At 61.6% G+C, this 12,619-nt stretch carries 9 protein-coding genes; 3 read left to right on the top strand and 6 right to left on the bottom strand.

The window, feature by feature from the left end:
• Positions 1 to 40: 40 nt before the first annotated feature.
• The 5 genes from QP413_RS00215 to QP413_RS00195 all read right to left on the bottom strand — a co-directional run bounded on the left by QP413_RS00215 (position 41) and on the right by QP413_RS00195 (position 7,329).
• Positions 41 to 697 carry a VIT family protein gene (locus QP413_RS00215; protein WP_284780149.1) on the bottom strand — a complete coding sequence of 219 codons (657 nt, stop codon included), beginning with the start codon at positions 695 to 697 and terminating at the stop codon, positions 41 to 43.
• 122 nt (positions 698 to 819) lie between these two features.
• Positions 820 to 1,935, bottom strand: coding sequence for a DUF3322 domain-containing protein (locus tag QP413_RS00210; RefSeq protein WP_284779995.1), 1,116 nt, complete (start codon positions 1,933 to 1,935; stop codon positions 820 to 822).
• A complete protein-coding gene (locus QP413_RS00205; protein WP_284779994.1) occupies positions 1,922 to 5,272 on the bottom strand; it encodes an ATP-binding protein in 3,351 nt (1,116 codons plus the stop codon). The genes QP413_RS00210 and QP413_RS00205 overlap by 14 nt, the downstream gene beginning before the upstream one ends.
• On the bottom strand, positions 5,269 to 5,856 hold the full coding sequence (locus QP413_RS00200; protein WP_070761235.1) for a DUF4194 domain-containing protein: 588 nt from the start codon (positions 5,854 to 5,856) through the stop codon (positions 5,269 to 5,271). Before QP413_RS00200 ends, QP413_RS00205 begins: the two co-directional genes overlap by 4 nt.
• A complete protein-coding gene (locus QP413_RS00195) occupies positions 5,857 to 7,329 on the bottom strand; it encodes a DUF3375 domain-containing protein (protein WP_284779992.1) in 1,473 nt (490 codons plus the stop codon).
• A 301-nt stretch (positions 7,330 to 7,630) separates the two neighbouring features.
• Here QP413_RS00195 and QP413_RS00190 point away from each other — a divergent pair, with 301 nt between their 5' ends.
• Together QP413_RS00190 and QP413_RS00185 are read left to right on the top strand one after the other, a co-directional pair.
• Positions 7,631 to 8,002, top strand: coding sequence for a carboxymuconolactone decarboxylase family protein (locus QP413_RS00190; protein WP_070757735.1), 372 nt, complete (start codon positions 7,631 to 7,633; stop codon positions 8,000 to 8,002).
• Between the two features lie 88 nt (positions 8,003 to 8,090).
• Positions 8,091 to 9,758, top strand: coding sequence for an MFS transporter (locus QP413_RS00185; RefSeq protein WP_284779991.1), 1,668 nt, complete (start codon positions 8,091 to 8,093; stop codon positions 9,756 to 9,758).
• Between the two features lie 101 nt (positions 9,759 to 9,859).
• On the opposite strand, the gene QP413_RS00180 is transcribed toward QP413_RS00185, so the two are convergent.
• Positions 9,860 to 10,819 carry a CoA transferase gene (locus QP413_RS00180; protein WP_284779989.1) on the bottom strand — a complete coding sequence of 320 codons (960 nt, stop codon included), beginning with the start codon at positions 10,817 to 10,819 and terminating at the stop codon, positions 9,860 to 9,862.
• A gap of 450 nt (positions 10,820 to 11,269) precedes the next feature.
• Here QP413_RS00180 and QP413_RS00175 point away from each other — a divergent pair, with 450 nt between their 5' ends.
• Positions 11,270 to 12,484, top strand: a complete 1,215-nt coding sequence (locus tag QP413_RS00175; protein ID WP_284779988.1) for a tyramine oxidase subunit B — start codon at positions 11,270 to 11,272, stop codon at positions 12,482 to 12,484.
• Positions 12,485 to 12,619 lie beyond the last annotated feature (135 nt).

Here is a 12,619-nt window from a genome sequence, read left to right as displayed (position 1 = left end):
CAGTGAACGGCACGGGGTCTACGCCAAGGCCCCGCTGGGTTTAGGCAACGCCGCCGAACAGCGCACCCGCGCCGTAGGTGAGCGCCAGGCCCAGGCCACCACCGACGACCAGGCGGACCACCGAGCGGGGCACGCTGGTGCCGGCGATCTTCGCCGAAATCAGGCCAGTCAGGGCAAGGGAGAACATCGTCACCGCAGTGACCACCCAGGCCTGGGTACCGGTTGGAGCCACAAAGACCGAGATCATCGGCAGCGCAGCACCGGCCAGGAAGGACAGCGCAGAGAAGAACGCCGCCGCCCACGCGCTCGTCAGCTCGTTGGCATCAATACCCAGCTCCAGCTGCAGGTGGGCGCGCAGGGCGTCCTCCGCGTGAATCTCGCGGGCCGCCTCCACGGCCGTGCCCTTGCTGATCCCGTAACCGGAGAGAATTCCCGCGAGCTCCTCCAGCTCCTCCTCCGGGGCCTCCCGCAGCTCCTTCTTCTCCTTGGCGATCAGGGTCTGCTCGGTGTCACGCTGGGCGGACACCGACACGTACTCGCCCAAGCCCATGGAGACTGCTCCCGCGATGGTGGCGGCCAGACCCGCCATCAGGATGGCCTTATCCCCCGCCCCGGTGGCGATGACACCGATGAGCAGTGCCGCCACGGAGACGATGCCGTCGTTGGCGCCCAGCACACCGGCGCGCAGCGAGTTCATCTTCGCTGCCTCGTCGGAATCGTGAAGCTCCTGGTGAGCGCCAGGAACAGCGGGCTTGGTGGTTTTCCTCATGCCCGGAATTTTAGCCCACTGATTCACCAGGGCCGGACCTGCGACCGCTGCTATGCACCCGCACCATTGGGGCTCACTGCGTGACGTAGCTGCTGCTGCGCATAGTCGAACAAGATTCTTTCCTGCTCAATGCGCAAGCATCCGCCTGCAGACCGCCCCCGGAGATAATCCAAAGCCAAGCGCTCCCCGTAACTCAACAGCTCAGGATCAAACCGGCTAGGTTGCGGTTCCTCCACCGCAAGATCAACATGATCCCGAACCGTATCCAGGTCCATGAGAACAGAACGCGCGTGAGGCACGTATCGCCTCACGAGTTCCAGGATGTAGAACCCATACGAATCCAGATCGCCCCAATAAAGAACGTCTATCTCCCCTAACGATGGGACCTGCTGGACGATCCTGGCAGCGTTCAATCCACCACCGAAGATCGCCACTGTCGCAGGCAAGTCGGGCAAGGCAAGGAAACTCTGGTGATTTTCGACGATAAGAACCCGCTCCCCAGGCGTTTCACCCAGCTCAGCCACCGGGCACGCTAGATATCGCATCCCGCTAATATCCAGCGCCGGGTCAAGGCTGCGGACCTCTACCAACTGGGGTTTAGACTTAAAATTCAATGGGCCGACTACCGCTTCAACGACCGCCCTATGCGCCTCGAACCACTTGCTATCGACGCCAAAGATTGGCAGTTCGCGAATATAAAAGTCGCTGACCTCATGTTCGTGGACCCACCGGACAACAGCGATGAACTGTTCCACGGTCACGTCGCCCCAGTCTTCCCATGATGAAAGGTGCCTGATGAGTTCTGGGCGAACGCTTTCCCCCAACTCCATGCAGAAACGGCCCAAGACCGCCTGAAGACGTTGCCAATGATCAAGCTTGCCCGCCACGCGAGCCGCAGTATCCGCATCGGAGAGAACAACACGCCGGGGCAGCGAATACGTCCCCAAGTAGCTGAGCTTTTTATCCTCCCACTCAGCGGTAATTGAACTGCGGTTCCACTGTGCCACCCATGCTCGCACGGCAGCGCCGTCATCACGCTCTGCCGCCCTTCCAGTCGGCGGATCCAGGTTGATGGTCAGCGTCTTGAATTCCCCGGCCAACCAGCTGCGATGGTTACGCGAATAAAAGACCGCAGCGCGTTGGCGCACCTGATCAGGAGTCTTCATCCTGCACCTCCTCGATCGTCAAAGAACTCGTTCGAGATCGCTTCCGGTCTGGGCATTCCACCATCAGCACACCCCCGATATAGTCCTGCACGGTCTGCAGCAGCTTCTCGGGCGTGGCCAGAATCATGTGAAAACCAAAGCGGCGGAAGGCCTCCATCGCAGCCCGGGTGAACTCCGTATCCGCACGGTCAAAAGCCTCATCCAGAACAATGGTGCCGAATCGCGGGTAAATATCCTCCCCCACCCGGACAATGGATTTCTTTTCTTGCGCGGTCGGCAGGCCCATCCCAGTCAGTCGGTAACGCAAGGCAGCAGCCAAGCAGAAGGAGGACAGCTTTTGGGCTTGGCCACCTGAAAGACCTTCCGATGAGTCATAGACCGCACCACGCGCTCCATCCTCGCTATATTCCACGCCCAGGAACTTCACGTGTTGCCTCGTGTCCAGGCGCAACTGGCGATCACGAGTTGATGTACCGTCCGAGACCGTCACTGCGTCGATCACCGCCTGCAGCTTTTGGAATCGTTGCTCGCTCTCCTCCTGATCAACATCATTGATAATCCCAGCCAACGCAGAATCCAGCAGCTCAACGAAATCGCGGGCGATCGCAGGCTGTGCTTCCCGCACCTCGATCGTCAGGTAAGCACCCGGATAGAACTCAACCTCAGCGAGCGAATCATTAATCATCTGGATCGAGCTGCGCGTCTTTGCTGCCGCATCACGGATCAGCCGCCGCAGGCGCCCAAGATGCTTGTGGGTTTCGTCTTGCAGCATGTCCCGGAAACGCTGTTCGAAACGTGGCAAATCGTCTGCCTCAAGCCTGCCCAGTTCCTGGAGAAAGTCCTGCTCCCACTCCATGTCCGCCTTGAGGTCGCCCGCTCGATCCGGCCAGCGCACCAAGTAGAGGTTCATCGCGTTCACCAAGTCGCCACCATGTTTGGTAAACCGAGCATTGAGCTCTGCAAGTTGATCCTCAATACCGCGAACGAGCTGAGTGCTGAGCGCATCGATGTTATTGGGCCGGATGGTGCGATCGATAGCCTTGCAACGTTCTGCCAGACGAGCCGCAACGTCCTCGGAGACGGTCTTCCCACCTCGGCGATTCCGAACCCTCTCAAGCGTTTCCTCTGCCTGCTCCAGGCGAATTTTGAAGCCGCTGAGCTGATTACGCAGCGCCATGACCTGCTCCTCAACTTTGTCGAGAGCAGCTTCGACACTCTTCAACTTCGCCTTCAGCTGAGCCAGCTCGGCGTTCCCATCAGTGAGTTCATCCACGTCGCGCTGGGCTTCCGCAAGCTCCTGGGCCACCGATGACACGTCGATATCCTGAAAACGCTCCGTCTCCAATAGCCGCTCGATCGTAGCTATTTGGGCACGCCGTTTCTCCTGGCCAGCCGCGATGGTCTTGCGTTGACGTTCAGCGTCTTCAAGTTTCGCCACAATGGAGCGCACCGATGCTTGGAGAGCATCAATCTTGTCAGCGAGGTTGCCCCACAGCACCCAGTTCGAACGGTCATCGATTCGGCGGCGATCATCCTTAATGTGGTCGTTGCGGTTATGCTTCACCTGCCCCTTCGCAGTCACCGCCCGCCGCGCGGCACGAAACTCTTCCACAGAGTCACAGCACAGGTAATCGAAATTCATAGAAAGTTGAGTCTGGATCCAGTCGTGATACCTCCCGGGTTTCACGTTGATTTTCAGCCCCAGCGAGTTCGGCATAAAACGCGACGGGCGCTGTTCTTCCAGATCCCGCGTGAACCGGGTGTAGCTCACCTTCGCACCAAGGTAGGTCCCATCAATAGCCGAAGAAACCCGGTCATAATGTTCATCTGGAACGAGGATCCGCCGAGCAAAACCACCCATCACCCGTTCTGCGGTTCCCTGCCAGTGGCCTTCACCAGGCCTCATGCTCACGAGGTCAGCGATGAATGGAAGATCAGACTCCCGCACCCCAGACCGCTCCGCAATCAAGGCTCTCGCCCGGAGCAGCCGGTTATCCATGGCCGATTCGTATTTACGCAACGCTTCAAGCTCCGCGATGCGCTCTTTCTTGTTCTCGCCCAGCTCGTGAACTCGCACATGTGCTTGGGCTAGCTTTCCGTCTTCCGTTTCATACGCAGCGCTCAACCGCTCCCGCTCTTCACGCAACTGAAGAACGAGGTTGGTGAATTCCTCCGCGCTCCCGGGCTTTGTAGCCCCAATGGATTTGAGCCGGGAGTTGAATGCTTCTTCCTCCTTGGTCACTCGCTCCAGCCGGTCTTGCAGACGGTCGCGACGAGCTTGTGCAGAAACCAAGGCCGAATCCTGTGCGCCATGAATCAACGCGCGCAACTGGTCTGCTTGCGCCCGGTGCGCCTCCCGCACCCCGGTGGCTTCTTCGATCGTCGCGCTGACTGCTTTGATCTCGGAGGTCCGCTGATCCCGCTCCTGCTCGGCAAAGCGCTGCCGCCACTCGTCGACGAATGTTTCGACGCCGTCCCGGTCTTCTTTCACCCTGGTCAGGCTGTCTTCGACCTCTGCGCGCTTCTCTGCCGCCACGCGTACCGGTACCAGTTGCTCGATCTGCTTACGAGTTTTCACCACCGACTCATACGCCGTACGTAGGTCTGTGAAGTTCTCCGCTGCTTGCTCCGCGATCTCGAAGGTTTCTGGTTCGGGCAGCATGAAAGTACGCATCAAGTGGTTAAGATCGCCGAGTGTTTTGGCTGATTGCGTTCGGTTCAGCAGGTCCAAAGCGCCGGCATCCGCGATCCCCACTGCTCGGCGCAGTGCCAAGCTGAACTTCGGGTGATTTCGACTAACGTGCAGGGCATCACCGTACGTCTTCTTCGCCTCGGTAACCGGCAGGTTCTTCTGCGCCAGATCCTCAAACTCCGTCAGATCGGCGTCCCGAGGAAGCAAAATATAGAGGTCTGTGATCTCCTGACGCGAGTAAGCATTTGCGGGCAAAAACATCAACCGGCACGCTGTTACAGTCTCCCCCGCCCCGTCGCTGTAGCGTAGAGCGACGCCCGTCCACGTCGCACCTGTTCGGAGATAGGACTGCGTAAGTTCGTCTGCCTCGATCGAATGCTCGCGGCGCCAGGCGCCGCGGCAGTAGGTAACCAAGTTACGACCCGAGTGCGCTTGGTTATCCGCTGCAGCGTTGAAACGAATCTTGCCGGGTGGAACAAGAATCGTCGAAATCGCATCAATTAGCGTCGATTTACCGGAACCTGAAGGGCCCGTAATGAGGAAGCCTTCCCGTGGCACCTCGACACAGTGGAGGTTGTCGAACGTTCCCCAGTTATAAACCTGGATTTGGGAAAGCCGGAATTGGCCAGGCAGAGTCGTCGTCATTCTTCTTCCTCCAGGAGAGCACGGAAAGACTCGGTGACAGCAGCGATCTCTTCGCTAGAAAAGATGATGCGCAGCACCGGAGATACCTCGAAACGCCCCTCGGTCGGGGTGCTGGCGATAATCGAGTAGTTCTTCAGCTTGTTCCACGCTGCAGTAAAACGCTTACGCTGCGTGGACTTATCTGTGCCGGCGTGCCCTTGATACGGCAGGGTCGCCTCAAAAACCTCGCCCTCATCCACGATGGTTCGCTCGTTGGGGCTCGTCGTCACCAGTTCACGGCGCAGGTGGAGGATCACCACCGTGTCCATGAAAGTCAATGACTGTTTACGCAGCAACGCACGCTTTTCAGGGACATCCGCTTCCCACGCCTTTGTGTAGGCAACCCCCGCGTTCTCATCGAGGATGAGGGTGAGGAAGAGGTTATCCAGCTGTTGGGCAAGGATCTCCCGTGAGTTGGATATCGCAGTGAAGACCTCCGGCGATTTCACGCTCGACACGTATGGGCCACGGATGAGTTCCGCCAGGGCACGACGCTGCAAACCTGTCAGGGTTCCGGTATCGCCTTCATACAGTTTATTTTCCATCTAAACGCGCCCAACCTTCCTCCGAAATACGAAACGTTCATACCGTGCTTGGTACCTTTTCCCGCTTGGTCTCTCCCACTGCAGGATTTCCGTACCGTCGGACCTTTCACCGTGATCATGCGCAAGTTTGATGAGCCCCACCACACTCGCTAGCCCCTGGGTAGCAGGATGTTCTTCCAAAACTTCCCGAATCGATGCTTGTCCCTTACTACCGACCACATCGTTGATTGCGACGCGCAGTTCCTGCCAGTCAATTTCTGATTCCCGGATGCGCTGACGCATCTGTTCGAAATCGATCTCGCCCGACTCGTTGACTTCCATCGAGCGCTCGATGCGGTATTCCTTAGGATTGTGTAGTTCCCAACTGGACAGCGACGTCGGTTGCCGCGTCGTCAGCTCAAGCTCGTAGCCGACCTTCTCGTAGGGCGCGATCCCTCGTTTTGCGAGCTCGAGTGCTTGCTGCTGCGCCTGATTGATTGCCCGCGTGAGCGCCTGCTGCGATTCTGCTTCTCGGGACTGCACGAAACGCCTGAGCGACCGAGATAGGCCCGTGAGCGAGGTATGTACCTGCCCCGAGGAGGAATCCAGCATGTCAACTAATTGAGCGATCTCAATCCGCTCTTCCGGGCCTAGCTGCTCCATGAAGTCCCGAGATTGCACGGCATCCATCACGGCATCGAGCTGCTTTGATTGCTCCGGATCAAGGAAAAGCTCATAGAAGGAGTTGAAGGCTCGCCCTGCCTCCGACTCTGCGATCAGATCAACACCGCGGAAGACATTGTCCAGCACCTCACCAGCGTTGAGTTGCCCTTCGACGAGCGATTCTCGAAGTTCGTGATCGACATTTTCAACCTCCTCTCGAACGCGGGAGAAGTCGGTGGGCAAATCCCTAGCCAGGGCGAGGATTTCCCGCGCCCTCTCCACTGCCTCCTCGTCGGAAATCACGCCGACACCGTTGATGCGGATGTTGTCGATACGAGCTTGGATCTGATCCCGCTGGGCCTCCAGTCGGCTAATCGCCCTCGCCTCGTCGGGGTCTGTTTCAGCTGCGAGATCCTGAAGATTATTGAATAGGGTGCCGAGGCGGGATTTGGTCACCACCCGCTGAGGACTGATCAACTGCTGCACATAATCGATGGCAACGTGAGCGTCCGTAGTGAGCTCGTAAAACTCCTCCCTCGAGCCCTGTGGACTGCGCCGCGTGAGGTATCCGAGCTTCACCCAGTCGTTGATATAAGCAACGGCCGACTTGGGCAGTTCCAAATTGGTTTGTTCCCGAATATCGATCAGCAACGATTCCACTGCGAGAGTGAGATCGGTTCCGGCGATCTGGCGATTACTTCCTTCGAAGACAGCACTTAAGACAGAAAGAACAGCTGGGGCGTTATGGGCACGAAGCATCGCCCAAGCAGGCACCGAGTCCGCAAGGCGGATCATCGCCAACGCATCTGCCACCGCGGTTGTCCGATTCATGTGCTCAATCTAACAACCGCTGCAGACGAGGATCCGGAAATATCGAACATTTCGCCGCCAATGGAAGCGTTCGATCCTCCTCTACCCGACTGCAAGGTGGTCCTGCCCTGCAAGAAAAATCTAGCGAAGTGCACTGGTTAGCCCACTCCTCCCCCGCGCCCCGCCGTCACAACTTGGGCTAGCCTCGGGGCAACCAACCCCGCTCCCGGTGCGTGTGCCCAACCACATCGCAGGCCAGACCCGCCACACGGCAACGCCACAGGCCCCCGGAGCACGGGCCCAAAGAGAAAGGAACGCAACCATGGAACTGAACCGCGACAAGGGCGAGGAGTTCGTCCGCGAGACCCAGACCCCAGAATCCGCCGCCGCGTGGAAGAAGCAGCTCGACGAGTTCGCGCCCGGCGCGTCCGACTGGGTCGTCGAAGCCGTCTTCGGCGGAACCTACCAGCGCGAAGGAATCACCCTGCGCGACCGGCAGATGCTGAACATGGCAGCCCTGGCCGCGATGGGTGGCGTCGAACCACAGCTGACCGGCCACATCAAGACCGCCGTGGACGTCGCGGGCATGAGCCCCGAAGAGGTCGCCGAATGCTTCGTGCACCTCATGCCCTACGTCGGCGTGCCGAAGACCCTGGCCGCGATGCGCTGCATGAAGGCCGCGCTCGAAGACTAAAGCCCCGCCCCTCACAGCACCCCATGGAATAAGGGCACCCTAAGTAGCGTTATGCTCCTTGAGAACGATGAAACACACACGTGACTAGGTGATTCTAAGGAGAGCGCACACCACGGTGGCTGAGAAGGACACGCACGCAGAAAGCACACGCCAGGAGCTCACACAGCAAGGCGCCGAGCAACGAGGGGACCAGCAGCAGAGCAACAAGCAGCACGGCACCCAAAAACGGGACAAGCAGCAGGACCCCCAGCAACAGGGCGCCCCGCAGCCCGGCGCCACGAAGGCCACGGTCCAGTCCCCGGGCACCTATCCCCCGGGCGAAGACCCGCGCCGCTGGAAGGTCCTGGGCGTGATCCTCACGACGATCTTCATGTCGCTGATCAGCGTGTCCATCATCAACGTGGCCCTGCCCTCCATCCAGCAGGGCCTGGGTGCGACCGAATCCGACATCCAGTGGGTCCTCGCCGGCTACACCCTGACCTTCGGCGTCGTCCTCGTCGCCGCGGGACGTGCCGGCGACCTGCTCGGCCGCGGCGGGATCTACCTCATCGGCCTCGGCATCTACACGATCTCCGCCATCGCCGCGGGCTTCGCACCCACCGCCGAAGCCCTCAACGTCACCCGCTTCATCCAAGGCATCGGCGCCGGTCTGCTCAACCCACAGGGCGTGGGCATGATCCAGCAGTACTTCCGCGGCAAGGAACGCGGCCGGGCCTTCGGCTGGTTCGGCACCGTCGTGGGCGTGGCCGTGGCCATCGGCCCCACCCTGGGTGGCTTCCTCATCCGACTCGGCGGGCCCGAGCACGGCTGGCGCTGGACCTTCCTGGTCAACGTCCCCTTCGGCCTGCTGGCCTTCGCCCTCGCCCTCCTGTGGTTCCCCCGCCCCCTGCTGGGCCGCGTCAAGGACCCGGTCACCGGCCGCAACGTCGGCGTCCTCCGTGCGGTCCGCAGCCTCGACCCGATGGGCTCCCTGCTGCTGGGCCTGACCGTCCTGGCCTTCCTCTACCCCTTCGTGGAACACAACGGAAGTGCCCGCAACTACCTGCTGCTGCCCGTCGCCGCCCTCCTGCTTCTCGCCTGGCTGGCCTGGGAGCGCCACGTGAAAACCACCAAGCCCTTCGAGCCGATGGTGGACATGCAGATCTTCCGCTTCCCCAGCTTCCGGCTGGGCACCATGCTCGCGGGCGTGTACTTCATGGGCATCACCAGCATCTGGGTGCTCGTGGCCCTCTTCTTCCAAAACGGCCTCGGCCACAGCGCACTCGTCGCCGGGTCCGTGGGCATCCCCGCGGCAATCAGTAGCTCTTTCTCCGCCAACTGGGCGGGCAAGCGGGTCGGCGATCGCGGCCGCACGGTCGTCATCCAGGGCATCACCGTGGCACTGACCGGCATTGCGCTGACAATCCTCGCGCTCGTGCTGCACCACACCGCCGGGATCTCCGAGTGGTGGATGGTGCTCACCCTCTTCCTCGTCGGCACCGGCCAGGGCGCGGTCATCGGCCCGAACCAAACGCTCACGCTCGCAGACGTCCCCCTCAACTACGCCGGCAGCTCCGGCGCCGTCCTCCAAACCGCACAGCGCATCGGCACCGCGGTGGGGCTGGCGTTCATCACCGCGATCGTTTTCGCCAGCGCTAGCGCGATCAACTGGACGCTCGGCACCGCCATCGGCTTCGTCACCATCGGGGTACTCATGGGGATCGGCCTGCTCATCGCGCTCTACGACAACCGCACCCGCGCCCGCCAGGCCCAGTAGCGCTTCTTTTTTGAGGACGTCCGTCCCCTCGCGGTTGTTGTTCAGGACGTCGGGGCCGGACGTCACCGTGGGGCGAAACGATGCGACGTCGCGGTGGGGCGTCAGTTCCGCGCCCTGCCAGCCCCGCGGATCTCCGCGATGGGCACGTCCTGTTCGATGCCCCAGGCCTCCCACTCGGCGGCGGTCTTGGCTCGGAAAGTCGCCGCGAACTGCTCCTCGGTGCCGTCCACACCCAGCAGCTGCATGGCCCGGGCCATGAAGTGCGGCTCCAGGGCGGCGAAGGCCACGTAAGTGGGTGCACCGCCAGCGGGTGCGGCCTCGTAGATCCGGTAGCCCGGCAGCGCTCCGCCCAGCAGGCCGCCCGGCGCGCTCAGACCGAACTGCGCGGGCATCGCGAAAGCCTCCGCCGCATCCGCGAGCGCGACCTCGTGATAGCCACCCCCGCCAGCGGCGGTGCCGTCACCTTGCTCCTCAGCGCCCTGGCTTTCCACGCTTTGACCGCCCGCACCCGGCCCTGCAGAGTCCTCACCCGCATTCCGGCCCAGCAGCAGCGCCAACGCCGCCTGCACCGCAAGCTCTGCACCCGCCAGATCGGCCACGGGCACCGTCGGCATCGCCGGTGGCAACAGCGTGCCCGCATGGGCCTGGTAGGTCAGATCATGACCGGCAAGATCGGCGTCGTCCCCCGAATGGCCAACGATCGCGACCTGACAAAGCCGCGGATACGCCGAGTGCAGCTCGTCCCAGGCGAGCCCCAGCCGCGCGAGCGCGGCGGGCCGGGAGGAAGTGATCAGGACGTCGCAGGTGGAAAGCAGCTCCTTTAGCTGGCCGCGGTCCGCTTCCTCCTTGAGGTTCAGCTGCACCACGTCCTGGCCCGTACAGAGCCACTCGTAATACTGCGGCGCGGCCTGAGCCATGAGGTCCCCGGTGGGCCCCTCGATCTTGGTCACGCTCGCGCCCATCTCAGCCAACCTGCGGGCCGCGATCGGACCCGGCAAATTGGGCGCGAGGCTCAGCACATTGACTCCGCGAAGCACGGTCGGCGGTACTGGCAAAGGCACAACAATCCCCTCCATTTTTCGGGCGCATTTGATCCCAAAAACTACACTGTGACGGAACTCACATATAGCGATAGTAGCAACCGGAGATGGCTGCGCCTGCGTTTCGCGAGTGACGCGCATCACTGCATGTCTCCGCCGGTTCCCAGCCCGCTGCCACGGTTTTCTGCGGCGCCACTACCCCCCGCACGAAAAGCACCCTCAACACCCGGGCTTTTCACAGTTTGCGCAAGAAATCGCCCCGCACGCTGCGCTTTTTCCGTATCGTGGAAAACCGTGCCCCTCGGCGCGACGCGGAATAATCCCCGCCAATCGCCCCCGCACCCGGGTCAGCAGACCAGCGCGGCACACCGCGCACGCAACAGATGCTGAGAGGCTGCCGAACACGATTCTGGAGAGAATGCTTCTGGAATTCCTTGTCCGAGGCCGCAGCACAGGTGGCCGTCGAAACAAATGGAAAGGATTGAGTACCCCTTGACCAGCTCAAGCACGGAGAACTCAAACACTACTGACCAGGCATCCGCCAACCCGACCCGCATCGACTTCCTCTACCTCAACGAAGAAGAGATGGTCGACGCTGGCGTCACCGACCTCGCCGCGTGCGTCGAGACGATGGAGGAAACCCTCATCCTGCTCGCCGACGGCGACTACCGCATGGCAGGCGCGTCCGCGAACTCCCACGGCGCGCAGATCAACTTCCCGGACAACCCGGAGCACGAAGGCATGCCCGCCAACGGCCCGGACCGCCGCTTCATGGCCATGCCCGCCTACCTCGGCGGCCGCTTCCGCAACTCCGGTGTGAAGTGGTACGGCTCCAACGCCGATAACCGCCAGAACGACCTGCCGCGGTCCATCCACCTGTTCATCCTCAACGACTCCGTCACCGGCGCACCGCTGTCCGTGATGTCCGCGAACCTGCTCTCCGCCTACCGCACCGGCTCCGTCCCGGGCGTGGGTGTCAAGCACCTCGCGCTCGAGAACGCCGAGACCGTCGGCATCGTCGGCCCGGGCGTCATGTCCCGCACCATCCTGGGTGCCGCACTGACCCAGCGCCCAAGCATCAAGAACGTCAAGATCAAGGGCCGCTCCGCAGGCTCCACCCAGCGCGCCGCCGACTGGATCAAGGAGAACTACCCGCAGCTCGAGGACGTCCGCATCGTGGACACCGAGGAAGAGGCAATCCGGGACTCCGACATCGTCATCACCGGTACCTCCACCTCCCCGGACGGCCCGTCCGGCTTCCCGTACCTGAAGAAGGAATACCTGAAGCCAGGCGCCCTGCTGCTCATGCCAGCAGCCGCCCGCCTCGACGACGAATTCGTCCAGTCCGACGACTGCCGCCTCGTCGTCGACTACACCGGCCTCTACGAAGAGTGGTTCAACGAAAACGGGCCGGACGTCACCTACGAGCGCCTGCTCGGCATCCCGGGCAACCGCTGGTGGGACATGAAGGAAGAGGGCACCCTACCTGCAGACAAGCTCGTCAACATCGGCGACATCGCCTCCGGCAAGGCACCAGGCCGCCAGAACGACGACGAGATCTTCTGCTACTCCATCGGTGGCATGCCCGTCGAGGACGTCGCCTGGGCCACCGACGTCTACGAAAACGCCCTGAAGAAGGGCATCGGCACCAAGCTCAACCTCTGGGACACCCCACGGTTGACCTAAAGCCTGCGGCAACAGACCGCACGCAGCAACGCCCGGTCGTCACAGCACTGACCGGGCGTTTTCCCTACCATTGGTAGTGAGAACTGAATACACAACTGAATAACGCACGACTTGCACACCACAAACGCCAAGAAG

The organism is Corynebacterium sp. UMB4614, assembly GCF_030217065.1.
Classification (GTDB): domain Bacteria; phylum Actinomycetota; class Actinomycetes; order Mycobacteriales; family Mycobacteriaceae; genus Corynebacterium.
The sequence above is the reverse complement of the archived record's forward strand: the minus strand, read 5'-3'. Positions and strand labels throughout refer to the sequence as shown.

Bases quoted from the DNA above. Each gene is read 5' to 3' on its own strand.
- QP413_RS00215 (WP_284780149.1), bottom strand. From the start codon at position 697: ATGAACTCGCTGCGCGCCGGTGTGCTGGGCGCCAACGACGGCATCGTC.
- QP413_RS00205 (WP_284779994.1), bottom strand. From the start codon at position 5,272: ATGACGACGACTCTGCCTGGCCAATTCCGGCTTTCCCAAATCCAGGTT.
- QP413_RS00175 (WP_284779988.1), top strand. From the start codon at position 11,270: ATGGAAAGGATTGAGTACCCCTTGACCAGCTCAAGCACGGAGAACTCA.
- QP413_RS00210 (WP_284779995.1), bottom strand. From the start codon at position 1,935: ATGAAGACTCCTGATCAGGTGCGCCAACGCGCTGCGGTCTTTTATTCG.
- QP413_RS00200 (WP_070761235.1), bottom strand. From the start codon at position 5,856: ATGGAAAATAAACTGTATGAAGGCGATACCGGAACCCTGACAGGTTTG.
- QP413_RS00190 (WP_070757735.1), top strand. From the start codon at position 7,631: ATGGAACTGAACCGCGACAAGGGCGAGGAGTTCGTCCGCGAGACCCAG.
- QP413_RS00195 (WP_284779992.1), bottom strand. From the start codon at position 7,329: ATGAATCGGACAACCGCGGTGGCAGATGCGTTGGCGATGATCCGCCTT.